This is a genomic window from Pseudarthrobacter sp. 902506025 (assembly GCF_040702325.1).
Lineage (GTDB): Bacteria > Actinomycetota > Actinomycetes > Actinomycetales > Micrococcaceae > Arthrobacter.
Genome location: NZ_JBFBKW010000007.1, coordinates 193,780 through 217,725 on the forward strand (window position 1 = coordinate 193,780; position 23,946 = coordinate 217,725).

21 protein-coding genes and 1 pseudogene are annotated in these 23,946 nt (G+C 66.5%); 13 read left to right on the forward strand and 9 right to left on the reverse strand.

Translation table 11 applies throughout. The features are described 5' to 3' along the window. Positions 1-30 precede the first annotated feature (30 nt). The 7 genes from AB0280_RS14475 to AB0280_RS14505 all read right to left on the reverse strand — a co-directional run bounded on the left by AB0280_RS14475 (position 31) and on the right by AB0280_RS14505 (position 7,981). The gene (locus tag AB0280_RS14475; protein ID WP_366367631.1) at positions 31-1,548 is read right to left on the reverse strand and encodes an amino acid permease; all 1,518 of its coding nucleotides are present in this window, start codon (positions 1,546-1,548) and stop codon (positions 31-33) included. Between the two features lie 46 nt (positions 1,549-1,594). Next, the gene (locus AB0280_RS14480) at positions 1,595-2,548 is read right to left on the reverse strand and encodes a glutaminase (RefSeq protein WP_366367633.1); all 954 of its coding nucleotides are present in this window, start codon (positions 2,546-2,548) and stop codon (positions 1,595-1,597) included. After that, complete coding sequence (locus tag AB0280_RS14485; RefSeq protein WP_366367634.1) at positions 2,545-4,140, reverse strand: PucR family transcriptional regulator; 1,596 nt, start codon at positions 4,138-4,140, stop codon at positions 2,545-2,547. The genes AB0280_RS14480 and AB0280_RS14485 overlap by 4 nt, the downstream gene beginning before the upstream one ends. Positions 4,141-4,353: 213 nt before the next feature. Continuing rightward, on the reverse strand, positions 4,354-5,112 hold the full coding sequence (locus AB0280_RS14490) for a maleylpyruvate isomerase family mycothiol-dependent enzyme (protein WP_366367636.1): 759 nt from the start codon (positions 5,110-5,112) through the stop codon (positions 4,354-4,356). Continuing rightward, a complete protein-coding gene (locus AB0280_RS14495) occupies positions 5,112-5,936 on the reverse strand; it encodes a fumarylacetoacetate hydrolase family protein (protein ID WP_366367638.1) in 825 nt (274 codons plus the stop codon). Before AB0280_RS14495 ends, AB0280_RS14490 begins: the two co-directional genes overlap by 1 nt. Further along, positions 5,936-7,066 (reverse strand): cupin domain-containing protein, encoded by a 1,131-nt coding sequence (locus AB0280_RS14500; protein ID WP_366367639.1) that lies wholly within the window; start codon positions 7,064-7,066, stop codon positions 5,936-5,938. The genes AB0280_RS14495 and AB0280_RS14500 overlap by 1 nt, the downstream gene beginning before the upstream one ends. A gap of 108 nt (positions 7,067-7,174) precedes the next feature. Then, positions 7,175-7,981, reverse strand: a complete 807-nt coding sequence (locus AB0280_RS14505; RefSeq protein ID WP_366367640.1) for an IclR family transcriptional regulator — start codon at positions 7,979-7,981, stop codon at positions 7,175-7,177. Positions 7,982-8,029: 48 nt separating this feature from the next. Between AB0280_RS14505 and AB0280_RS14510 the strand changes: the two genes are divergently transcribed. After that, a complete protein-coding gene (locus AB0280_RS14510; RefSeq protein WP_366367642.1) occupies positions 8,030-9,322 on the forward strand; it encodes an MFS transporter in 1,293 nt (430 codons plus the stop codon). Next, on the forward strand, positions 9,315-10,562 hold the full coding sequence (locus AB0280_RS14515; RefSeq protein WP_366367644.1) for an FAD-dependent oxidoreductase: 1,248 nt from the start codon (positions 9,315-9,317) through the stop codon (positions 10,560-10,562). Before AB0280_RS14510 ends, AB0280_RS14515 begins: the two co-directional genes overlap by 8 nt. A 123-nt stretch (positions 10,563-10,685) precedes the next feature. Here AB0280_RS14515 and AB0280_RS14520 read toward each other — a convergent pair whose 3' ends face one another. Then, positions 10,686-11,222: a hypothetical protein gene (locus AB0280_RS14520; RefSeq protein WP_366367646.1), complete on the reverse strand. Its 537-nt coding sequence runs from the start codon at positions 11,220-11,222 to the stop codon at positions 10,686-10,688. 352 nt (positions 11,223-11,574) lie between these two features. Between AB0280_RS14520 and AB0280_RS14525 the strand changes: the two genes are divergently transcribed. Continuing rightward, positions 11,575-12,615, forward strand: coding sequence for an LLM class flavin-dependent oxidoreductase (locus AB0280_RS14525; RefSeq protein WP_366367647.1), 1,041 nt, complete (start codon positions 11,575-11,577; stop codon positions 12,613-12,615). A gap of 37 nt (positions 12,616-12,652) precedes the next feature. Continuing rightward, positions 12,653-13,279: an alpha/beta hydrolase gene (locus AB0280_RS14530; protein WP_366367649.1), complete on the forward strand. Its 627-nt coding sequence runs from the start codon at positions 12,653-12,655 to the stop codon at positions 13,277-13,279. Positions 13,280-13,399: 120 nt separating this feature from the next. Here AB0280_RS14530 and AB0280_RS14535 read toward each other — a convergent pair whose 3' ends face one another. Next, positions 13,400-14,455, reverse strand: coding sequence for a LacI family DNA-binding transcriptional regulator (locus AB0280_RS14535; RefSeq protein WP_159633018.1), 1,056 nt, complete (start codon positions 14,453-14,455; stop codon positions 13,400-13,402). Positions 14,456-14,677: 222 nt separating this feature from the next. Here AB0280_RS14535 and AB0280_RS14540 point away from each other — a divergent pair, with 222 nt between their 5' ends. The 9 genes and pseudogenes from AB0280_RS14540 to AB0280_RS14580 form a co-directional block, all read left to right on the forward strand. Then, positions 14,678-16,039 carry an ABC transporter substrate-binding protein gene (locus AB0280_RS14540; protein ID WP_366367650.1) on the forward strand — a complete coding sequence of 454 codons (1,362 nt, stop codon included), beginning with the start codon at positions 14,678-14,680 and terminating at the stop codon, positions 16,037-16,039. 6 nt (positions 16,040-16,045) lie between these two features. Beyond that, positions 16,046-17,056: a carbohydrate ABC transporter permease gene (locus tag AB0280_RS14545; RefSeq protein ID WP_159633016.1), complete on the forward strand. Its 1,011-nt coding sequence runs from the start codon at positions 16,046-16,048 to the stop codon at positions 17,054-17,056. Continuing rightward, complete coding sequence (locus tag AB0280_RS14550; protein WP_366367652.1) at positions 17,053-17,976, forward strand: carbohydrate ABC transporter permease; 924 nt, start codon at positions 17,053-17,055, stop codon at positions 17,974-17,976. Before AB0280_RS14545 ends, AB0280_RS14550 begins: the two co-directional genes overlap by 4 nt. Positions 17,977-17,978: 2 nt before the next feature. Beyond that, complete coding sequence (locus AB0280_RS14555; protein WP_307487934.1) at positions 17,979-18,827, forward strand: sugar phosphate isomerase/epimerase family protein; 849 nt, start codon at positions 17,979-17,981, stop codon at positions 18,825-18,827. Beyond that, entirely contained in the window at positions 18,824-19,984 is a 1,161-nt protein-coding gene (locus tag AB0280_RS14560; protein WP_307487936.1) for a Gfo/Idh/MocA family protein, read from the forward strand. Before AB0280_RS14555 ends, AB0280_RS14560 begins: the two co-directional genes overlap by 4 nt. Before the next feature lie 3 nt (positions 19,985-19,987). After that, positions 19,988-20,893 carry a sugar phosphate isomerase/epimerase family protein gene (locus AB0280_RS14565; protein ID WP_307487938.1) on the forward strand — a complete coding sequence of 302 codons (906 nt, stop codon included), beginning with the start codon at positions 19,988-19,990 and terminating at the stop codon, positions 20,891-20,893. Between the two features lie 2 nt (positions 20,894-20,895). Beyond that, a complete protein-coding gene (gene uxaC / locus AB0280_RS14570; RefSeq protein ID WP_366367654.1) occupies positions 20,896-22,299 on the forward strand; it encodes a glucuronate isomerase in 1,404 nt (467 codons plus the stop codon). Then, positions 22,296-23,708, forward strand: a complete 1,413-nt coding sequence (locus tag AB0280_RS14575; protein ID WP_366367656.1) for a mannitol dehydrogenase family protein — start codon at positions 22,296-22,298, stop codon at positions 23,706-23,708. The genes uxaC and AB0280_RS14575 overlap by 4 nt, the downstream gene beginning before the upstream one ends. Before the next feature lie 37 nt (positions 23,709-23,745). Beyond that, positions 23,746-23,946, forward strand: a pseudogene (locus AB0280_RS14580) (bifunctional D-altronate/D-mannonate dehydratase); the annotation flags it as partial.

Genomic DNA, 23,946 nt, shown 5'->3' on the forward strand with positions numbered 1-23,946 from the left:
CTTCAGCTCGGAGGGTTGCAGGCGTTGTGGTCAGGAAATGGGCGTCCGGTTGGCGATCACGGGTGCTTTGCCGGTGAAGCCTTCGCGGGTTTCGGCGATTTGGCGGATGCGGTGGCGGCAGGCGTACCAGCCGAGGACCATGAGGACGGAAGCGATGGCGGTGACGAGCATGGTCAGGGGTGAGTCGATGAAGACCATGATGAGGACGCCGACGAGGAAGAGCAGGGAGAGGTAGCCGGTGTAGGGGGCACCGAACATGCGGAACGAGGGGCGCTCCACCCAGCCTTTGTCGGCCCAGCGTTTGAGCTGGATTTGGCACAGGACGATGGTGGCCCAGGTCATGATGATGCCGACGGAGGCGATGTTCAGGACGATTTCGAAGGCTTCGGCGGGGACGAGGTAGTTCAGCGGGACCCCGAGGAGGGAGACGACGGCGGTGATGGCGATGCCGCCGTAGGGGACGCCTGCTTTGTTCATGCGGGAGGCGAACTTGGGGGCGGAGCCGTTGACGGACATGGAGCGCAGGATCCGGCCGGTGGAGTAGAGCCCGGCGTTCAGGGAGGACAGGGCTGCGGTGAGGACCACGAGGTTCATGATGACGTCCACGCCCTGGACGCCGATGGAGCCGAAGAACGTCACGAAGGGGCTGACGCCCTTTTGGTAGGACGTGAAGGGCAGCAGCAGGGCCAGGAGGATTACGGAGCCGACGTAGAACACGGCGATGCGGAAGACCACGGAGTTGATGGCCTTGGGCATGATTTTTTCGGGGTTTTCGGTTTCGCCGGCGGCGGTGCCGACGAGTTCGATGGAGGCGTAGGCGAACAGGACGCCCTGCATGAGGATGATCATGGGCAGCAGGCCGTTGGGGAAGATCCCGCCGTTATCGGACAGGAGGCTGATGCCGACCTGCTGGCCGTCCACGGGGGTGCCGAAGATGACGAAGTAGGTGCCGATGATGAGGAACGCGACGAGGGCGGCGACCTTGATCAGGGCGAACCAGAATTCCATTTCGCCGAAGACTTTCACGGAGACCAGGTTCAGGGCCAGGACCACGACGAGGGCGGTCAGTGCCCAGGCCCACTGCGGGACATCGGCCATCCACGGGACGTAGTTGCCGAAGAAGTGCATGTAGAGGGCGGCGGCGGTGATGTCCACGATGGTGGTGGTGGCCCAGTTGATCCAGTAGAACCAGCCGGAGACGAACGCGGCTTTTTCACCGAAGAATTCACGGGCGTAGGAAACGAACGAGCCCGAGGAAGGCCGGTGCAGGACCAGTTCGCCCAGGGCGCGCAGGATCAGGAACGCGAAGAACCCGCACACCGCGTACGCGATGACCAGCGACGGGCCCGCGGCATTGAGCCGGCCGCCTGCGCCCAGGAACAGGCCGGTACCGATCGCACCGCCGATCGCGATCATCTGGATCTGCCGCGGCTTCAGGTTCTTGTGGTAACCCTTGTCCTCCGCGTGCAGGGAGGTCTCGGACGCATGCGCGTGACCACCGTCAATCAAGTGGTCGAACTCAACCTCTTCATTGGGGTTGTTGGGCATGGGTATTCCTTTCGATCCGGAAAAGATCTTGCTGGATGGGGAAAACTTAGAAGACTGACCAGCCGGTGCGGTCGGAGAGGTCGGCCAGGGCTGCGGTGCCGGCAAGGGAATTGCCCTTGGCGTCCAGCCGGGGACTCCAGACGCAGATGGCGCATTGGCCCGGGACGATCACCAGGATCCCGCCGCCTACTCCGCTCTTGCCGGGCAGGCCCACCCGGTACGCGAATTCGCCGGCGGCGTCATACATGCCGCAGGTCAGCATGATGGAGCCAATCCGCTTGGCCTCGCTGGGGGACAGCACCCTGCCAGTTGATCCCTGGCCGTCGTTGGCAAGGAACAGGCCGGCACGGGCCAGCTGGACGCAGGTCATCATGATGGAGCACTGGCGGACGTAGTTCTCCACCACTGCCGCGGCCGGCTGGGTGAGGTTGCCAAAATCCTTGAGGAAGTGCGCCAGGGCCAGGTTGCGGCTGCTGCCGGCCAGCTCGCCGGCAGCAGCGGCTTCATCGATGAACGGTGCGTGGGAGCCAGGCTCCGCCTCATGGCTCCCCGCTTGTTCGGTGAGGAACCGCAGGAGCTGCGTGGCGGCGTCGGGCGTCTCCTCCAGCAGGTGGTCGGTGACCACCAGGGCGCCGGCGTTGATGAACGGATTGCGGGGAATGCCCTTTTCGGCTTCCAACTGGACCAGCGAGTTGAAGGACGTTCCGGAGGGTTCGCGCAGCACCCGGGACCACAGGGCGGCGGACCTGCCGCCCTGCAGGGCCATAGCCAGGGTGAACACCTTGGAAATGCTCTGGATGGAAAAGGGAACGCCGGCGTCCCCGGAGCTGAAGACCTCGCCGGAGGTGGTGGCGACAGCGATGCCGAAGCGGTCGAACGGGACCGTAGCCAGGAAAGGGATGTTTCCGGGAACGCTGCCCGCGTTCTGCCTGGGCCGGTGGCGCCGGACGATGTCCTCAAGGAGGAGGCCCAGGGGCGGTGCGCTGAGTGTGGTGCTCATTTCCTGCCTGGATTGTCGGTGGAGGCGGCCCACTCCTGGAGATGGAGCAGGGCCACCAGTGAATCGCGGGGGTTGCCGAAGTCCAGGCCGGTGACCCTGGCCGCCTTGGCAACGCGGTAATAGACGGTGTTTTTGTGCAGGTTCATGTGTTTGGCGCATTCGGAGACGTCGAAGCAGGCATCGAAGTAGGCCTGCAGGGTTGCTGCGAGTTCGGCATCCTCCTGGAGCAGCGCCGCCATGCTGCGGTGCCGGAAGGGTGAGCTGTGGAAGTTCCGTACGGCCTCGCGGTAGAGGATTTCCGCCTCGAAATCGTCAACGGTGGCCACCGTGCCCGGTGTGGCGTTCCGCACGCAGGCCAGCAGCGCTTCAGTGATGCCGGTGACCCCGTGGATGGACAGCAGGTCCGGCGCCAGCGGTCCGACGGCGGCGAAGGGAATGATGCCCAGGTGCTTGCTGGCATCCTTGACCACCGCTTCGGCAAGTGCCCTCAGCCCCGCCTCCGCCGTGCTGGACTGCAGGTCCGGCAGGATAATGGCCGTGTCACCGTTGAACTGGCCCACGACGGCGGATGCCTTGTAGGCGGCAGCGTGAATGGAGGCCAGGTTGGCCAGTTCGCCGTGCTTGAGCGCGGCGTCGTCGGCCCGGGAGTCGGCGTCGGACATGCCCATCAGGAGCAGCGCCGCGGGACGCTCCGAGGGGATCTTTCCGCTGTGGGCGCTGGCGGCGGCCTCGGCGGGACCTGACAGGATCCGTGCCACCCGGTCCTCCCGCATGTGGACGGACTGCTGGTTGCGGTAGCGGATCAGTTCGGCGGAAACCCTGGCTGCGGATCCGGTGAGGACGTACTCCACGTCGGGCCCGAAGCCTTCTCCGGTCTCCTGGAGCCAGATGTAGCCCATGATCCGCTCCCCGGCGAAGAGCGCGATGGCCACCCGTTCACGCAGCCCGTCCTGGGGTCTCGCGGGGACGCGGACCGGCTGCCGGGTGCGGTGGAGTTCGCGGTAGGCACCCAGGTCCTTGAGCAGCAGCTCGTACTTCCGCGGGCCGCGGCGGGACAGGATGGACGCTTTGCGGAGCTCGTCGATGTCGTTGGTGACCGTGGAGTACGCCAGGACCTTGTTGGCCGCGTCCTCGATCAGCACGTGGCTGGAGGTGAGCCTGGCCGTGGTCTGGGCGATGGCGAACAGGTCTTCCTCAAGCAGGGTGAGGACTTCGCTCTCGTAGCTGCGTGGCTGGATCCGGTCCTTTGCGATGGACAGCAGGCGGTCCCAGTCGGCGGCCGGATCAACCAGCAGCAGGCCCGAGCCCGCCGCCTGCAGGAGTTCTTCCGCTTCGGCGAGGTCTTCGCGGTTGCCCTTGACGGCTACCACCGGGGGCGGGTCCTTCAGGAGCCGCCGGAGCGCCGGCAGGGCGGAGCGGCCGCGGACACCGATGAGCAGGACAAACGCGCCGGCAGCTTGGACGGACTCGTCGTCGGCGTCGACAATAAGGAACCGTTCAATGGCCGGCGCCGAGGGGGCTGGGCGGAGGATGAGGCTGGCGAAGCCAAGGGGGAGATCCGAGAGGATGTCATCCACCGTAACCGCGGCCATGGGTTTTCCTTTTGCGTCGATCCCGCCGGACGGCTCTGTCCGGTCACCCCATGCTATCCAGCGGCCGCCGTCCTGATTATGGGCCCGGTCCCAAACGCGGGGACGGTTTTTTGGTTTGCAGCCCGAGGCGAAGGCCGGCTGCGTGGGAGGAGTCCGGCGGGCACGCCTTGGGTGCGGTGTGGCAGATGGCTTGCCCGGGCGCTCGATCTGCAGCTAGATCCAGGCCGGGGCCGGGGGCGCGGGGGTGACCGATCCGCCGTCGTGCTGTGCCGTGGTGCCGTCCGTGCCGCGGCCGGTGGCCCACTGTGCAATGGCGGCCAGGGAGCCGGACACCACGGTGGGGGAGGCGGCTGCCGTGTCACCGAAGACCAGCGCAGAGGGTTGGCCGGTGACCTTGACCACGAGGTCCTTGTCCGTGCCGCGGGCGTGCCAGGCGCCGGTGATGTCCGTGAGGAGCCGTTCCAGGACGGGTGCGGGGATGTCCCGGAACGTGGCCCCGTTGTCCAGGTCAACGGCGTGCACCCACACTTCCCTGGTGCGCATCCAGACGGTTTCTTCGGCGGGAACGGTCCTGCCCTGGACGGTCTTGACCTTGTGGTGCCAGTTCTCGGCGGGCAGGTCGCGCCACTCGACGTTCAGGTGCACGGCGGAGTGGTCGAACAGGTTCCGCAGCGCGATGGGACTGAGCGTGGCGCCGAAGTCGATCTCGTGGTTGCGGACCTCCACCGAGGGGTACATGGGGGTCTCCACGCCGGTGGCTGCCCATTCGACCAGCCGTGCCACGGCCCGCGCGTTGTAGCCCACGTGGGCCACAACGTGCCGGCGGGTCCAGCCCGGCAGCAGCGAGTCCCCGTCCAGTTCCGCGTCCGTGAGCTCGTTGAGCTTGCGGGCGAAGAACGCGGTGCCGCGCCGGGCCTGCAGGAGCCCGTCGAGCAGGACGGGATCGGTGGTCTGGTCGTGCCGGGCAACCATCAGGCTTCCTTGACCACGCGGTTGGTCAGCTGGCCCAGGCCCTCGATGGTGGTGACCAGGACCTGGCCCTCCTGCAGGTAGCGCTTGGGGTCCTGGGCGTGGCCCACGCCGCCGGGGGTGCCGGTGGCGATCACGTCGCCCGGGTTCAGGGTGATGATGGTGGAGATGTAGGAGACCAGGAACTCAGGGGTGAACACCAGGTCCGAGGTGGGGGTGGACTGCTGGACTTCGCCGTCCACGGCGGAGGTCATCAGCGGGCCGGCGGTGAACTCGTCCTTGGTGACCAGGGCCGGCCCGAACGGGGTGGACTTCTCCCAGGTCTTGCCCTGCAGCCACTGGATGGTCCGGAACTGGTAGTCGCGCATGGAGACGTCGTTGAGCACGGAGTACCCGGCGATGTGCTCAGCGGCTTCGGCTTCGGGGATGCGGCGGCCGGCCTTGCCGATGACGACGGCGAGTTCGGCTTCCCAGTCCACGGTGTCCGATTCCTGCGGCAGGGCCAGGTCATCGTTAGGGCCGATTAGGGATTCGGCGTATTTGGCGAACAGGGTGGGGTGCTCGGGAACCTGCCGGCCCATTTCCTTGATGTGGTTGCGGTAGTTGTGGCCCACGCAGATGATCTTGCCAGGGGAGGGCACGACGGCGGCGAGGTCGGCGCCGTCCACTGGGTGCGTTGCGCCGTTGGCCGCCTTGGCGGTGGTTTCCCAGTTGGGGTCCTTCAGCAGGGCCCCGACGTCGGAGAAGCCCGGGATCTCGGTGAGGGTGTCGCCGTCCTGGCGGACAGCTTTGGTGCCAACAGCTGTGCGGAGGGTGAGGAGTTTCATTACTTGGTGCGTCCTTCGATGTAGGTGCGGTTGAAGTTCAGGCGCTCAAAGATGGGTGCGTCGCTGAACCGGAACAGGTCAAACTCGGATTCGGCCTGCAGGGACCAGGCGGCCCAGGACGGGACCACGAACAGGTCGCCCTTGGCCAGGACCCTGGTTTCGCCGTTGAGCGTCACGGTGCCGGTGCCGTCGAAGACCTGCCAGACGCTGGAGCCCACCTCGCGGACGGTCTCGGTCCAGGCGCCGGCCCGCAGGCGGTGGAACTCCGCGCGGATGGTGGGCATGACATCCCCGCCGGTGGTGGGGTTGGTGTACCGGATGGCGGCGTGGCCCTGGGACACGGTGGCGGGGTGGCCCTCGTCCTCCAGGAGCAGCTGCTCGCGCAGGGCGGCGTCGGTGTACTTCCACCGGTAGGCGGCGATGGGGGAGTTGGTGGTGTTCTCCAGTCCGGAGAGCGGGCGCAGGCCGGGGTGGGCCCAGAGCCGCTCGGAGCGGGAGATGTCCGGGGTGGCCTCGTCCGTGACGCGTTCGGTGCCGAATTCGAAGAACCCGGCGTCGGCGTAGTGGACGAACGGGATGTCCAGGCCGTCGATCCAGGCCATGGGCTCATCGGTGTCGTTGTGGTGGCCATGGAAGTTCCAGCCCGGGGTGAGCAGGAAGTCGCCGCGGGACATGCGTACAGGATCGCCGTTCACCACGGTCCACACGCCTTCGCCTTCGACGACGAAGCGGAAGGCGTTCTGGGAGTGGCGGTGCTCGGGGGCGGTTTCGCGGCCGCCCAGGTACTGGATGGCGGCCCAGAGGGTGGGGGTGGCGTACGGGGTCCCGGCCAGGCCGGGGTTGGCCAGGGCGATGGCCCGCCGTTCCCCGCCGCGACCCACGGGTACCAGGTCGCCGGCGCGGGCGGCGAGCGGGTACAGGTCATCCCACCGCCAGACGTGCGGTACCGCCTTGGGGGACGGGACCATGGGCATCAGGTCCGCGATCTCCGTCCACAGGGGAATCAGGTTTTCCTTGTTGAAGTCCTTGTACAGCTGCTCGAGCTGGGCAGCCTCCTCGGGGGTGGGCTCGGGAACATGGTGTTCCTGTGCCACAGATTCGTGCGTTTGGTTTTGAGCGCTGATCGACACTGGCCTTCTCCTTGCGTGCGGACTGACTGCGACGTGGATTCGACCCTAAGGAATGAGCGCTGTGATCCCTAACATATTCTGTACAGCAGAAAGGGCTGCCAGTAGTGGTCAGCCGCCCGCGCCGCCGTCGGCCGGATTGGCCGCGATGTCCATCTCCAGTTGGCGCCGGGTTTCCATCATCACGCCCACCAGCCCTGCGTCGAACAGTGGCCGGAACCTGGCCACCGGAGTGGCCACGCTCAAGGCGCCCACCACCATGCCCTTGCCGTTGTGCAGCGCCATCCCGAAGGCGCTGATGCCCTCCTCGGTGCCCTCGAAGTTGGCAGCGAATCCGTTGGCCCGCACCGACTCAAGTTCGCGCAGGAATGCCGGGTACTCGGCGTCGGGAATGAAGTCGCCGGCCAGCTCCGCGTTGGGGCTGCGGAACAGCTGTTCCAGCGCGGCCGGTTCCAGCTCCGCCAGGATGGCTTTGCCTCCCGATGCCTTGTGCGCCGGGAGCAATGTCCCCTGGCGGTCACCCACACGCAGGATATTCGAGCTTTCCACCGTGTCCAGGAACCGGACCTTGGTTCCCACCCGGATCATCAGGTTGACGGTCTCGTTGGTGCGGGCGCACAGGACTTCCATGTGTGGCCGGGAGATGTCGCGCAGCTGCCGGGTCCAGCTGAACCCGGCAGGGCCGGCGCCCATCGCCGGGCCCGGCACGTAACGGCGCGTTTCGTCCTGCACCGCGAAGCCGCGGTAGACCAGCATGGCAAGCAACCGGTGGGCGGTGGACGGGGCCACGCCCAGTTCCGCCGCGGCGTCCTTGAGCCGCAGGCTGCCCACGTCCCGCAGGAGCTGCAGCAACTGCAGGGCGTTGTCCACCGCCTCAATGGAGTAGGTGGGCTTCCGTCGGGCCGGAAGATTCTGCATAACAGAATCTTATGTGCGGAGCGGTATGGCTGCCAGCACAGTGGTGGGATGAATCACACAACTTCCGCTGCAGCGCCGCAGCGCACGGCCGCCCCCGCCCCGGCCGGCCGTTCCGGGTTTCCCCGGCGTTCCGTGCTTGCCGTCCTGGTGTGCTGGCTGCTGGTCGTTTTCGACGGCTATGACCTGATCGTCTATGGGACGGTCCAGGGCTCGCTCATCAGCGATACCGGCTGGGGCCTGACCAAGGCCACCGCCGGCACCATCGGGTCGATGGCCTTCATCGGCATGATGATCGGAGCGGTCTTCGCAGGCCGCATGTCCGATAGCTGGGGCCGCCGGCGCACCATCATTGGCTGCGCCGTCGTGTTCTCCTTCTTCACCATCCTCTGCGCCTTTGCCCCCAACGCGCCCGTCTTCGGCGGCCTGCGTCTCCTGGCAGGCATCGGCCTGGGCGGCCTGGTGCCGTCGGCCAATGCCCTGGTGGCAGAACTCGTTCCCGAAAAGTGGCGGTCCACCATCGCCACCCTGATGATGTCCGGCGTCCCCATCGGCGGTTCCATCGCCGCCCTCGTCGGCATTCCGCTGATCCCGGCCTTCGGCTGGCCGGTCATGTTCCTGGTCGCCGTCGTCGCCCTGGTGGTGGTCATCCCGCTGGGCATCCGCTACCTGCCGGAGACCCTGGCACCCGGCTCGAAGGGCGCAGCCCAGGGCAGCACCGCCAAGGACGCCGTCGGGTTCGGATCCCTGCTCCGTGCGCCCTACCTCGGCACCAGCCTGTTGTTCGCCATCGGCACCCTGGTGACCCTCTTCGCCTGGTACGGGCTGGGCACCTGGCTGCCCAACCTCATGCAGCTGGCAGGCTACAACCTCGGGTCCGCCCTGACGTTCGCCCTGGCCCTCAACCTGGGCGCGGTGGCGGGCTCGGTGCTCACCGCCTGGGCCGGCACCCGGTTCGGCCCCCTTCCCACCGCCATCGCGGCAGCGGCCGTGGCCGCCATCGGATTGCTGGTCCTGGTGACCGGGCCGCCGGTCGCCGTCGTCTACCTCATGCTGGTGCTCGCCGGCGTGGGCACGCACGGCACCCAGTGCCTCATCATCGCCGCCGTGGCCAGCCACTACCCGGCACACCTGCGCGGCACCGCCCTTGGCTGGGCGCTCGGCGTGGGCCGGATCGGGGCTGTAGCCGCCCCGCAGGCCGGCGGGCTCCTGCTCGCGGCGGGGCTGGGCGTCAACTCGAACTTCCTGGCATTTGCCGGAGCAGCCGCAGCAGCAGCAGTCCTGCTCGCAGCCGTCGGTACCAAAATCAAGAAATCAACAGCAGTAGGAGTTTCGAATGTCTAACGTCAAAGCGTCCACCGACGTCCTGGTAGTAGGCGGCGGCATGGCCGGACTTGCCGGAGCGCTGGCGCTTCGCGAAAACGGCGCCGACGTCACCTTGGTTGAAGTGGCACCCGCCTTCGGCGAAGTCGGCGCCGGCCTGCAGATGGCCCCCAACGCCTCCCGCGTCCTTAAGCGCTGGGGCCTGCTGGAGAAGGCGCTGGAAATCGGCGTCCAGCCCAAGCACCTGGTGTTCTGCGACGCCATCACCGGCGAGGAACTCAGCCGCCAGACACTGGGCGGCGAATTCGAGGAACGCTACGGCGCCCCCTATGTGGTGATCCACCGCAGCGACCTGCACCGGATCCTGCTCGAAGCGTGCCAAGAAGCCGGCGTCACCCTGGTGAACGACGTCCTGGTGCAGAAGGTGGAGACCGACGGCGACCGGGCCCGCGCCTACACCGCCAAGGGTGAGGTGTTCGAGGCTGACGCCATCCTGGCAGCGGACGGGCTGAAGTCCACCCTCCGCGCCACCGTCGCCAACGACGGCCCCGTCAACTCCGCCTACGTGGCGTACCGCGGCACCGTGCCCATTACCGAGGAAACCCCCGCCGCAGACCTGGAGGACGTCATCGTCTACCTTGGCCCGAACTGCCACCTGGTCCAGTACCCGCTCCGCAAGGGCCAGCTGCTCAACACCGTGGCAGTGTTCAAGTCCCCATCGTTCGAGCGCGGCGAAGAGCAGTACGGCGGCGTGGACGAACTCCAGGCGGCCTACAAGGACTGCGTCCCCGCCGTGCAGGAAGCCCTGAAGAACCTGGCCACCGGTATCCGCTGGCCCATGTACGACCGCAACCCGATCGAAACCTGGGTTTCCGGCCGCATGGCGCTGATCGGCGATGCCGCCCACCCGATGCTGCAGTACCTGGCCCAGGGCGCCTGCCAGGCACTCGAGGATGCGGCAGTGCTGCAGGACGCCGCGCAGAACAAGGTCTTCACGCCCGAGGGTATCGACGCCGGTGCATGGGAGGATGCCTTCCGCGAGTTCAACGAAACACGGGCGGCGCGTACCGCCCGTGTCCAGACCACCGCCCGGATCTGGGGCGAGTCCTGGCACGTGGACGGCGTGGCCCGCGTCCTGCGGAACATGCTGTTCAAGAGCCGCGGCGACAACAACTTCCAGTACAACGACTGGCTGTACGGCCGCGACGTGCCCGGTGCCCCGGCGGAGGTTCCTGCCGGCGCCAAGCTCGTGCGAGCCTAAGCACCACGATCCACAGGCGGGCGTACGACGGCGGGTGGCTCCCGGCGTCGTACGCCCGCCTTGCGTCGTGCCGGCGTCGTACGCCCGCCTTGCGTCGTGCCGGCGTCCGGCGTCAGCGGGGACTTACGTGGGGCAGCTCAGGTCCGGATTGTAGGAAGCGAACATGCCGTCCGGGTTGTCCCGCCAGATCCACGCGTGAAGCGCATAGGAACCGGGGAACGGCCCGTCCTCGAAATCGAGGCCGGCGAGGGTGGGGCGTTCGGCCGCCGTCGAGATGAATTCGGCCGCCACCAGCTCGTACTGCCCGTCCTCGTCAGGCATGTAGACGAGGACCTCGGGCTTCCGGGCCTGGGTCTTGTCATCGATTAGTTCCTGCTTCGCGTAGTGGAAGCCCATGGCTCCCACGCCCGGTTTGTCGATGCATTCGGTGATCTTCCGGTATCCGTCCGCCTCCGCGTTCTCCAGCCAGCGGTAGTCGTCGGTGACATCACGCAGGGCCCTGACCAGCCGGCGCTGATCGTCATTGTGCCGCCAGTCGTCACTCTGGTCCGGGTCCCCGTGCCCGGATCCGCCATGGGCCACAGCAGCTCCGGGAGCAAGTCCCAGGGCAAGCACGGCGGCGGATGCCATGGACAGCAGTCCCGTCCTGGTGCGTTTCATCGTTGATCTTTACCCCTTTCGAGACCGGTGTCTTCCGTTTAAGGGCTGCGACGCGGCGGGGATGTTCCCCCGTCCCGCAGCGGTATGCCGGCAGAATCCCCGGAACTGCCGGTGAGGGTGCGGTGGGACGTCTCTTTCGTCCATCAATGCGAGTGGCGGGTCAAGTATGCTCCGGCGCCGAAACGGGCCGCTAGGCTACGGGCAGGTAATAGGGACCCCCTGGTGCTTCGCGTCCGGAGTGGAGGCCCTGAGGGTTCAAGCCCGTACCTATTCGCGGGTCCGGGGCAGGTCCCGGGATCGGGCGGCCGGAGCAGCTTCGGAATACTTCTGCAAAGTTGAATGTTCAACCAATATGGACTTCGGCATTTTTACTTTTGGTGAGCTATCCCGCAACGGAATAACCGGGCTGGCCCAGTCGCCGCACCAGCGGCTGGAAGAAATCATTGGGCTGGCCAGGCTGGCCGACCAGGCGGGCATCAGCGTCCTGGGCCTGGGCGAGCACCACCGCCACGACTTCGCCTTGTCCGCCCCCGAGATGGTGCTGGCCGCGGTTGCCCGCGAGACCACCAACCTGAGGCTGGGTACCGCCGTTACCGTACTCTCCACCCAGGACCCGGTGCGGCTGTTCGAACAGTTCGCCACCCTGGACCTGGTTTCCGGCGGCCGCGCCGAGATCATCGCCGGGCGCGGCGCGTTCATCGAGTCCTACCCACTGTTCGGCTACGACACCGCGGATTACGACGAACTCTTCGACGAAAAGCTGCGCATGCTGCTGGAACTGCGGGACAACGCCACCCTGACGTGGCAGGGCACATTGACCCAGACCATCCCCGGCATGGACATTGCCCCGCGGCCGCTGCAGGAAAAACTTCCCGTCTGGGTGGGGGTCGGCGGGACGCCCGCGAGTTTTGCCCGTGCAGGACGCCTGGGCCTGCCGTTGTTTGTTGCATTGCTGTCCGGACCCGAGCGGTTCCGCCGCCTGGTGGAGCTGTACCGGCACACCGCTGCCGAGGCCGGGCATGACGCCGCCGCCCTGCCGGTGGGTGCCGGCGGCCACTTCTACGTGGCCCCCACCTCCCAGCAGGCACGCGACACTTTCTATCCCTATTACCGGGCGTACTTCGAGCAAAACATGCCCCGCCCAGTAGACCACTTCCCGCGTTCAACCTTCGATGACTGGTCTGAACCCGGCGGCGGCCTGCTGGTCGGGAGCCCACAGCAGGTGGTGGAGAAGATCCTGGCCATCCATGAGGCACTGGGCACCAGCCGCTACATGGCCCAGATCGGACTGGGCGGGCTTCCGTTCGCCGAAACGGCGCGTTCCATCGAACTGCTCGCCACCGAGATCATGCCCGCAGTAAACCGGGAAATCGGGGCTCCTGCCCCTGCCTGACCCAAGCCATTTCCACCACCAACACCGAGGACACGATATGCACGCACCGTTCGCCGAACCCACCGTCGCCTGGCAGAGCCCCGACGATCCCAACCGCCCCCTCGTGGTGCTGCTGCACGGCCGCGGATCGGATGAATCAGGAATCATCGGGCTGGCCAACCACCTTCCCGAAGGTTTCTCCTACGCTGCCGTCCGGGCGCCGATCCCGTCGGGTGGCGGGTTTGCCTGGTTCGCGAACCGGGGGACCGGGCGGCCCGTCGCCGACTCGCTGGACCAAACAATGGCATGGTTCCGGACCTGGCTGGACCCGATCGCCCCGGAAGGACGGCCGGTGATCCTTGTCGGCTTCAGTGGCGGTGCGGCGTTCGCGGGCGGGTTGCTGCTGGCTGATCCGCAGCGTTTCGCGGGCACCGCCGTCCTTTACGGGACGCTGCCGTTCGAGGCTGGCGTCCCGACGTCGCCCGACCGGCTTGCCGGCGCCCCGGTGTTCCTGGCCCACGGCGAAGCCGACACCGTCATCCCGGCTGAGCTGCTGGGCCGCACCTGGGGCTACCTCCTGGGGGCCTCCGGGGCGGACACCCACGCCCGCAAGGACCCCGGCGGACACGCCCTCACCGCGGAAACCGCCGCCGAACTTGGTGCGTGGATCACCGAACGGGCCTAGCTCCTGCTGCCCTGGTCAGCCTTCGTCGCAGAGCAGGTGGTACCAGCTGTCAGCCAGCACTTCCAGGGGCGCGGTTCGGTTCCATTTTTGCGCCTGGTCCTGCCGTTCACGGTGGGCTGATCAGGCCGGGGCTGGGCCTGTTGATTCCCTGACGGTCAGGTGCGTTGGCATGACGGCGAGCTGCCTGCTGGCACTTCCGGACAGCGGGTTGAGCTGCGCCAGCAGCATGGACACGGCCACCCTGCCGGCCTGCTCGATAGGGCTGGAGATGGTGGTCAACGGAGGGTTGCAGAAGTCCGCGCCGAAGATGTCGTCCGAGCCAATGATGCTCATGTCGGCAGGAACCCGGATGCCGCGGGCCTGGAGGCGCTGGAGCATGCCGATGGCCAGCAGGTCGTTGAAGACGATGCAGGCCGTTGCCCCCGTCCTGACGGCCGCATCCGCCGCCGCCGCACCGGACGTGGTTTTCGGGGCGTAGGGGCCGATCCGGTGGACCTCCATGCCCCGTTTGGTTGCGTCCTCCTCGAAGACTTTCCACCGCATCTGGTTGGACCAGGAGGTGGGCGGTCCGGCCACATAGCAGACTTTGTGGTGGCCCAGCGAGGCCAGGTGCTCAAGGGCCTGGATGATGGCAGAGGGAGTATCGATCATCACCGTCGGGGCACTGGTGGAGGCGCGGTTGAAGGTTACCAGGGGCTGCGACTGCGAGACCTCCGCAAGCTGGGCGTCCGTCAGGCGTGACGCGGCCAGGATAAAGCCGTCCGCGGACTTGCGCATCTTGTGCAGGGCGTCGAGTTCCATCTCGCTGGACTCCTCTGTGTCCACCAGGAGCTGGGTGACGCCGGCCGCCTTGAGCTGGTGCTGGGTGCCGCGGATGATGTCGAAATAGAACGGGTTGGTGATGTCGGGGACCAGGACAGCCACCGCGTTGGTCCGTCCGGAACTGAGTCCGCGGGCCTGGGAGCTGGGCACGTAATTAAGCTCCGCGGCCGCTTCCTCGATCCGGATCCGGGTCCGCGGGTTGACCCGGTCGGGCCGCGCCAGGGCCCGCGACACGGTGGAGGTGGCCACTCCGGCAAGCTCCGCCACGTCCCGGATGGTGGGTGGGCGGTCCCGCCGGGTGCCCGCGTCAAGGCCTGCCGGGACTGACGACGCCGTGGTTGCTGGGTCTGCCATCGCTGGGCCTTCCTCGCGGACCGGGATAAAACCGGCCATGTGGGGTTTCCAAGGCTACTCGTTCCCGGAATCCTGTTGAACTCAATCTGAGCATTTATGGCAACTTTTGGCAACCGCTTGCCATGCGCGTTGCCATCTTCCTAGACTGACTCTCGAGTCGCCTGCAGTGATCTCCGCCACAGGACGGATGTGGCCATGCGGGTGTCCTAGAGGAGAAAAACAATGAGGTTTAAATCGACTACTGGGCTCGCGGCAATTGTCACGGCTGCAGCACTCGCCCTGACCGGTTGTGGATCCGGAGGCTCCGGCAGCAGCGGAGGATCAACCAACGCGAACGGGAAAGTGGATGGTACGGGCAAGACCCTGAACGTCCTGGTCGGCGTCCTGAGCCAGTACCCCGAACAGCAGAAGCAGTGGCAGAGCGATATCGCCGCCAAGTACAAGGCCGAGACCGGGGCGGACGTGAAATTCGAAACCTTCGCCTCGGCCAACGACGAGCTCACCCGCATCCAGACCTCGGTGGTATCAGGCCAGGGACCTGACATTTATGGCCTTGGCACAACGTTCACCCCCACGGCATACGCCACCAAGGCGTTCGTGACCCTTTCCGATGACGACTGGAAAGCAGTGGGTGGCAAGGACCGATTCAACCAGGCCGCCCTCGGGATTTCCGGGCCGGACAAGGACCATCAGGCCGGCATCCCCTTCGTGAGCCGACCGTTCGTGATGGCCTACAACAAAGACCTGCTGGCCGCAGCCGGCATCGACAAGCCCGCCACCACGTGGGACGAGCTCGCAGCCCAGGCCAAGAAGATGACCAAGGGGGACACCTACGGCATCGCCACTGGCTACAAGGACAACTACGATCCCTGGAAGTTCATCTGGGCCATGTCCGTCCAGGCCGGCAACCCGCTGGTTGACGGCAACAAGCTGAAGATGGACGACCCCACCGTCAAGAAGGCCTACGAGACCTACTTCGGTTGGCTCACCCAGGACAAGGTTGTCGACCCTGCATCGGTCGGCTGGAGCAACAGCAACGCCGTGGCTGCCTTTGCCAGCGGCAAGGCCGGCTACCTGATGATGACAACCTCCAGCTCCATCCCCACGCTCGACAAGTCGGCGGTTGCCGGGAAGTACGAGTACACGCTGATGCCCACCGTTGCGCCGGGTGAAACGCAGTCCAAGTCCGACGGCGACGCGGCCAGCATCCTCTCGGGCGACAACCTGGTGGTGGCTGACTACTCGAAGCAGAAGGATTTGGCCTTCGCCTACATCAAGCTGATCACCTCCAAGGACGAGCAGCTGAACTACCAGAAGACCTTCGGCGACCTGCCTGCCAACGCCGAGGCCCTGGCCAGCCTGACAGACCCCAAGCTCAAGCCGCTGGCCGACGCCGCCGCCAAGTCCAAGGCCACGCCGTTCACCGGTGCCTGGGGCGACATCCAGCTGGGACTCCTCAACGTCACTGTCCAGTCCGTCCCCGATCTTGCCGCAGGCAAGGTGGACGAATCAGCCCTGGACCAAAGGATCAAGGACGCCCAGAACAAGGGCCAGGCTTCCCTGGACCGGGCCTCCAAAGGATAGGTTCTGATGTCAACCGACGCCTCCCATGAAGTCCGGCTTGCGGCGGATACCGCCGCAGGCCGGGCGCCCCGGAACACCGACGACGCCGGGCAGCAGCCCGGGCACAAGGGCGGTCCGCGCCGCAAGGGCCTGAGTGAACGGAACCGCCCGCTCTGGATGCTGATCCCGGGCGGAGCCCTGATGATCATCATCATCGTGGTCCCGCTGCTGCTGGGCATCTACATGTCCGTGCTCAACCTGGACCAGTACACCCTGCGGAAATGGATCAGCGCACCGCTCATCGGAGCCGAGAACTTCGTTGAAGCGGTCACGGATTCGCCGCTGATCCACGCCGTCTGGCTCAGCGTCAGCTACTCGCTGCTGGCCATGGTGGTGACACTGCCCCTGGGTATCGCCGCCGCAGTGGCAACGCAGAACGCGTTCAAGGGGCGGGCGGTGATCCGTTCCATCTTCCTTATCCCGTATGTCCTCCCGTCCTTCGTGGTGGCAACGGTATGGCGGACCATGCTCCAGCCCGGCGGAATCGTTGATGAAGCCCTTGCCACCGTGGGGATCCACGTGGGGCTGTGGCTCAACGGGCCGCAGACCTTCTGGACGCTGGTCCTGGTCCAGATCTGGGCGTCCTGGCCGTTCATCTACCTGCTGGCGCTGTCCGGCCTGCAGTCCGTTGACCATGAGGTGCATGAGGCCTCGGCCCTGGACGGTGCACTGTGGTGGAACAAGTTGCGGTACGTGGTTTTCCCCTACCTCAAGGGCCCGCTGTCGCTGGCCTTCCTGATCGGGATGCTGCACCACATCAACAACTTCACCCTCCCGTTCGTGCTCTTCGGCGTCCCGGCCCCCGCCGACGTCGAAGTCCTCCCCATCCTGACGTACGTCACGAGCTTCCAGAGCTTCCGGTTTGGCCTGAGCGCCGCGATGGCCTTCATCTCCCTGGTGCTCATCGCCATCCCGCTGTTCGTCTACCTGCGTGCCGTCAAGCTTGACGACGCCGAAACACCAGGAGGCAAGAAATGAGCGCCACCACAGCCACACGGCAGAGGCCGGCCACCGACCACGTTGACCGTCCGGGCTCGCACCGGCAGCACGAGGTGCTGCGGCTGCTCCCGACCCCGCTGCTGATTTTCGTCCTGGTGTTCCTGGGCGCCCTGGTCCTGGTTCCGGTCCTGTACATCTTCCTGGCCTCCGTGAACTCGGACATCGGGGTGGCCAACGGCGAGTTCTGGCCATCAACGGTCACGTTCGAGAACTACTCGAAGATCTGGACCAGCGTGGGCCTTGCCACCGGTTTGGCCAACAGCGTCCTGGTGGCCGGAGCCACCGCTGTGGTGTCGGCGGCCTTGTCCGTATCCACAGCGTTCGTCCTGGTCCGCTACACCTTCCGAGGGCGCCTGACCATCCTCCGGGGCCTGCTGGCCCTCCAGTCGGTGCCCGGAACCCTGATGGTGCTGCCGGTCTTCGTCCTGTTTTCCTCGGCTTCCACCTACCTCGGGATCCAGGTGATCGGAACCCAGTGGGGACTGTTCGTCACCTACCTGACCTTCGCCATGCCGTTCTCCACCTGGGTGATGGTCACCTACCTCCGCGGGCTTCCCAAGGAACTGGAAGAGGCAGCCCGGATCGACGGCGCCTCCAACCTGGGGGTCCTCTTCCGGATCATCCTCCCGCTGAGCTGGCCCGGCATCGTCGTCTCCGGCATCTTCGCCTTCCTGCTCGGCTGGAATGACGTCCTGTTCGCCTCGGTGATGACGCGCCCCGAAAGCCAGACCGCCGCCGTCGCACTCCAGATCTTTGGTGCCTCCCAGGAAGGCGGCGCCATTCCCTACTACGGCCAGATGATGGCGGCGGCCCTGGTGTGCGCCGCACCGGTGGTCATTCTCTACCTGATTTTCCAGCGTTACCTAGTAGGCGGGCTGACCGCCGGAGGAGTTAAATAACCATGGTTTCGACCAACCAGGTCACCTGGCAGCTGTCAGGCTTTGGCGACGAGATCGACGACGACCCCGCGGTCCAGATCGCAGTGCTGCAGGCGCTGGGCGCCAACCACATCGAAGTCCGCAGCGCGTGGGGCACCAACATCGTGGACCTCAGCGATGAGCAGCTGCAGGCACTAGCCGCACTGCTCGCCGAAAAGGACATGAAGGTTTCAGCCATCGCTTCCCCCATCGGAAAGGTGGATGTCAGCCTGCCTGTGGAGCACGAGGTGGAGCGGCTCCGCCGGGCTGTCAACGCTGCCAAGGTCCTGTACGCCAGGTACATCCGCATTTTCTCCTTCTACTACGGCGAATCGGTGCAGGTGGACAGCATCCGCGACGCCGTCATGGAACGCATGCGGGCACTCGCCGACGTTGCCGAAGAAGGCGGCGTTATCCTCCTGCACGAGAACGAAAAAGACATTTTCGGGGATGTTCCGGACCGGGTCCTGGATATCATCGAGACCGTGGACTCGCCGGCCCTGAAGGTCGCCTGGGACGCCGCGAACTTTGTCCAGGTGGGCGTCAAACCCTTCGACGAGGGCTACGCCAAGCTGCGCCCGCACCTGGAGTACCTGCAGGTCAAGGACGCCCTCTTCGCCAACGGCCACGTTGTTCCTGCCGGGGAAGGGGACGGCGATGTGCTCCGCACCGTCGAAGCACTCAAGGCCGACGGCTACGAAGGCTTCGCCTCCCTGGAACCCCACCTGGCAGGTGCGCACGGCCTGGGCGGCTTCTCCGGGCCCACCGCCTTCGGCATCGCAGCACGCGCCTTCGCAAAAGTCACCGCAGAAGCAGGAGTCCAGACCGCATGAGCACCTTGAACGTAGCCATCACCGGATGCGGCGTCATTGGGCGCACCCACGCCGTAGCCCTCCAGTCCTTCCCGGAAGCCCGGATTGTTGCCCTCGTCGACGCCATTCCGGCGGCATCCGAAGCGCTCGCCGACTTTATCGAGCAGCAGGGCGGGCAGCGGCCCCAGCAGTTCACCACGCTGGCGGACGCCTTCGCGGCGGAGGACATCGACCTGGTTGCCCTGGCAACGCCCAGCGGCCTGCACATCCAGCAGGGCCTGGAAGTCCTGGCCGCCGGCAAGCACGTGGTCATTGAAAAACCACTGGACGTGGACCTCACGCGGGCCCAGGAAATCGAAGCCGCGGCGAAGGAAGCCGCGGGCAACGGGGTCGTGGCCTCCGTTATCAGCCAGCACCGGTTCGACCAGTCCAGTGTTGCCGTTGCTGAGGCCGTGGCAAAGGGCCGCTTCGGCCGGCTGACCTCTGCCATCGCATCCGTCGCGTGGTGGCGCAGCCAGGGCTATTACGACTCCGGTGACTGGCGCGGCACCTGGTCCATGGACGGCGGCGGCGCCCTCATGAACCAGGGCGTCCACACCGTGGACCTGCTGCTGTGGTTCATGGGACGCCCCGTGGAGTTCCACGCCCACACCGCCAGGCTGGCCCACGAACGGATCGAGGTGGAGGACACTGCGGTAGCGACCATCACCTTCGAAAACGGGGGCCTGGCCGTGCTGCACGCCACCACTGCCGCCTACCCCGGCCTGACCGTCCGCGTGCAGCTCATGGGATCCGAAGGATCAGCCGTAGTGGATAACGACCGCCTGCAGTATTTCCACAGCAAGGACGCCGGCGGCGAATCCGCGGACATGGGCCTCCAGGGCGGGGGCAACCAGGCGGAGGAGGAACTGGCCAAGTACCCGGAGGAGGACTACAAGGCCGCGGATCCCACCACCTATCCCGCCGGACACGTCCGGCAGTACCGGGACATCCTGGCCGCCATTGCCGGCGGAAGGCAGCCCGGCGTCACGGTCAGCGACGCCGTCAACGCGCTCGCAGCGGTGCGGGCCGTGTACGTGTCGGCCACCCTGGGCCAGCCCGTCCTCTTCGACGATGTGCTGGCGGGCAAGTACAACGACCTCGAAGTCCGCACCGGCACCGCGGCAGAAAGCGCCTGAGCCATGAAGTTTTCAGTATTTACCGCATCCACCCCGGAATGGGAGCCCGAAGAGGCTGTCCAGCACCTCGCGGACCAGGGCTGGGACGGCGTCGAATGGCGCATCACCGATCAGGCCGACGCGGCGGAACCAGGCTTCTGGGCCGGCAACAGGGCCACGGTCCCGCTCACGGGAATGGAGGACCACCTGGAGCGGATCGCGGCCATCACCGGCAGCGCGGGACTGCAGTTCTCCGGAATCGGCGGGTACGCACGGTGCGACAACCACGCCGACGTGGACCGGATGCTGGCAGCCACAGCCAGGCTGGGCGCCGGCCAGGTCCGGGTAACAACGCTTCCATTGGGAACTGCGGCCTGGGGAAACGAACCGGCCAGTGGTACGCCCTACCCGGAGCTCTTTGCCGGAGCCCGCCGTGATTTTGAATGGATCGCCGAACGGGCTGAACACCATGGTGTGAAGGCACTCGTTGAGCTGCACCACCGGACCATCACCGCTTCCGCGTCGTCAGCGCTGCGGCTGCTGGACGGACTGGATCCGCGGCACGTGGGTGTCATCCACGACCTCGGCAACCTGCTCATCGAAGGGCAGGAGGACTACCTGCCGGCGTTCGAGCTCCTGGGCGACTACCTGGCCCATGTCCACGTGAAGAACGCGGTCTGGGTCAACAGCGGCGAAACCGATGAGTCCGGCGCGGCCGTCTTCCGGAACGAGTGGGCTCCACTCCGCTCGGGCCAGGGCAGCGTGCTGCAGTACTTCAAGGCACTCGCGGCCTTTGGCTATGACGGGTGGGTGACGGTGGAGGATTTCTCCACCGACCTTCCGTTGGCCGAGCGGACGGCTGACAACCTGGACTACCTTCGTTCCACCGCGGCCCTGGCGGGGCTCTCCGTCCCGGCAGGAAGGCGTTGAGCATGGGCCAGCCCATAGCGGACCACCCGGACCGGCTGCTGCCTGCCGATCCCGGCGTCCGGGACATCGCACGGTCCCTCTTCAAGAAGGTGGAAGGACTGCCGATCATTTCCCCGCACGGACACGTGGACGCGGCAATCATCGAACAGAACACCCCCTTCCCTGACCCGGCGGCGCTGCTGGTCACGCCGGACCACTACGTCACCCGCCTGATCCACGCGGGCGGGGTGCCCATGGACCAGCTGGGCATGGGCAGCCAGCCTGCCGATTCACGGCAGGTGTGGCGCCATTTCTGCGAGGCGTGGCCGGACTTCGAGGGAACCGCGTCCGGGTATTGGATCCGGCAGGAGTTTGCCCACGTGTTTGGGCTGCCGGAGGAACCGTCCGCGGACAATGCGGACCGGCTGTACGACGCGCTGCAGGCCAAGCTGTCGGAGCCGGGCTTCCGGCCGCGGGAACTGTTCAAGGAATTCAACATCGAGGTGCTCGCCACCACCGATGACCCATTGGACTCGCTGGACAGCCACGCGGCCCTGCACGCCGACCCCTCATTTGCCGCAAGGGTGCTGCCCACCTTCCGGCCGGACCAGTACCTGAACATGGCGCATCCGGCGTGGCGGGACAACGTGGACCGCCTCATCGACACGGCTGGGGAGGGCGCTTCCGGCTACGCCGGCTACATCAAGGCCCTCGAAGCGCGCCGGCGCCACTTCGTGGAGCGCGGCGCGGTGTCCGCCGACCACGGCGTCTTCACGCCCGCCACGCTGAAATTGGACGACGGCGAGGCGGAGCCGCTTTTCGAGCGTGGCCGGGCCGGCCAGGCCAGTCCTGCGGACCGGGACGCCTTCGAAGCGCACATGATCTACCAGATGGCCCGGATGTCGGTGGAAGACGGCCTGGTGATGACTATCCACCCCGGCTCGTTCCGCAACCACCATTCGCCCACGTTCGAGGCCTTTGGCGCGGACACCGGCCATGACATTCCGGTGGCGGTCAATTACACGGAGGCGGTGCGCCCGCTGCTGCAGGACTTCGGCACGGCCAAGGACTTCCACCTGGTGCTGTTCACCCTTGATGAGACGGTCTTCTCCCGGGAGTTGGCCCCGCTGGCGGGCTTCTACCCATCGGTGTACCTGGGCGCGCCGTGGTGGTTCCTCGATGCCCCGGATGCGATGCTGCGCTTCCGGTCAGCGGTGACGGAGACGGCCGGCTTCTCGCGGTCCTCGGGCTTCATCGACGACACCCGTGCGTTCTGCTCCATCCCGGCCCGGCATGACACCGCCCGGCGGATCGAGGCATCCTTCCTGGCCAGGCTGGTTGCTGAGCACCGGGTCACGGAGGAACGGGCGCATGAACTGATCGTGGACATCGTGGACGCGTCTCCCCGGCGGGTGTTCAAGCTGTGAACGCCGCGCCGCCTGCACTCAACCGCAGCCTGAAGCCGCTGCCCAAACCCCCGGTGCGCATCGTGCACCTTGGGCTGGGGGCATTCCACCGCTCCCACCAGGCCTGGTACACCCAGCACGCCCCGGACGCTGCGGAGTGGGGGATCGCGGCGTTCACGGGCCGCCGCCCCGACGCCGCGGCAGCGTTGTCCCGCCAGGACTGCCTTTACACGCTGGTGGAGCGGTCGGCCGGCGGCGACAGTTTCGAAGTCATCGGCAGCATCGTGGAGGCGGTGGACGGGGCCAACATTGCACGGCTTTGCGAGCTGGTCGCGGCGAAGGAAACGGCAATCGTCACGCTGACGATCACCGAGGCTGCCTACGGGCTGGCCGCGGATGGAACGTTCGACGCCGGCGCTCCAGGTGCGGCGGATGACCTCCGGGCGCTGTCGGCAGCAGCGTCCGGGGAGGCAGGAGTGCCCGGCACGCCGCTGGGGCGCCTGGTGCTGGCCCTCGCCAGGCGCCGGGACAGCGGCGCCGGCCCACTCGCCGTCGTCAGCTGCGACAACCTGTCCGCCAACGGTGACGTTGCCCGCCGCGCAGTCCTGGGACTGGCATCCGGGTGGGGTTCCGGGTTGGCTGGGTGGATCGAAGCGAACGTCAGCTTTGTCAGCACTTCCGTGGACAGGATTACGCCGCGGACCACCGAAGCGGACATCGCAGAGGTGGCAGAGCAATGCGGTTACAGCGACAATTCGCCGGTGGTGGCTGAACCATTCCGGAACTGGGTGCTCAGCGGGGACTTCCCGGCCGGGCGTCCGCGCTGGGAGGAGGCCGGCGCCGTCGTGGTCAGTGACATCGAACCCTACGAGAACCGGAAGCTGTGGCTCCTCAACGGCTCGCACTCCATCCTGGCCTACGCGGGACAGCTCCGCGGGCACGCCACCGTGGCCGACGCCCTGGCGGACCCCCTCTGCCGGAAAGCCGTGGAGGACTTCTGGGACGAGGCAGCGCGCCACCTTCAGGGGGAAGGGCTGGACATCCCGACATACCGCCAGGCCCTGCTGGAACGCTTCGGAAACGCACGCATCGCCCACCGGCTCGCCCAGATCGCGGCCGATGCCACCACCAAGCTGCGCATGCGCGCGGTGCCCGTGATGACAGCGGAACGGGCCGATGGCCGCCGTGGCGCAGGCAGCGCGTTGATGCTTGCCGCCTGGATTGACTACGTCACCGCGGGAAGCGACTTCCAGGATCCGCTCGCCGCCGAAATCCAGGCAGCTGTGGCGCTTGAGGGAACCGAACGGGTGCAGGGGTTGCTTCGCCTGGTCAGCGCTGCCCTCGCGGACGACCCCGACGTCGTCGCCCTTGTTGCCCGACTGTGCGGATCCTTCAAGACGACCCCGGCCGAGACCCCTGCACGTACCTGAATCCAGCTTTTAACTTCCGGAAGGAACAGTTAGTCCCATGAAAATCGTTGCCGCCGATGTGTTTGTTACCAGTCCGTCCCGGAATTTTGTGACCCTTCGGATCACGACTGAGGATGGTGTGACGGGTATTGGTGATGCCACGTTGAACGGCCGGGAGTTGGCTGTTGCCGCGTATTTGAAGGAGCATGTGGCGCAGTTGCTGATCGGGAAGGATCCGCACCGGATCGAGGATACGTGG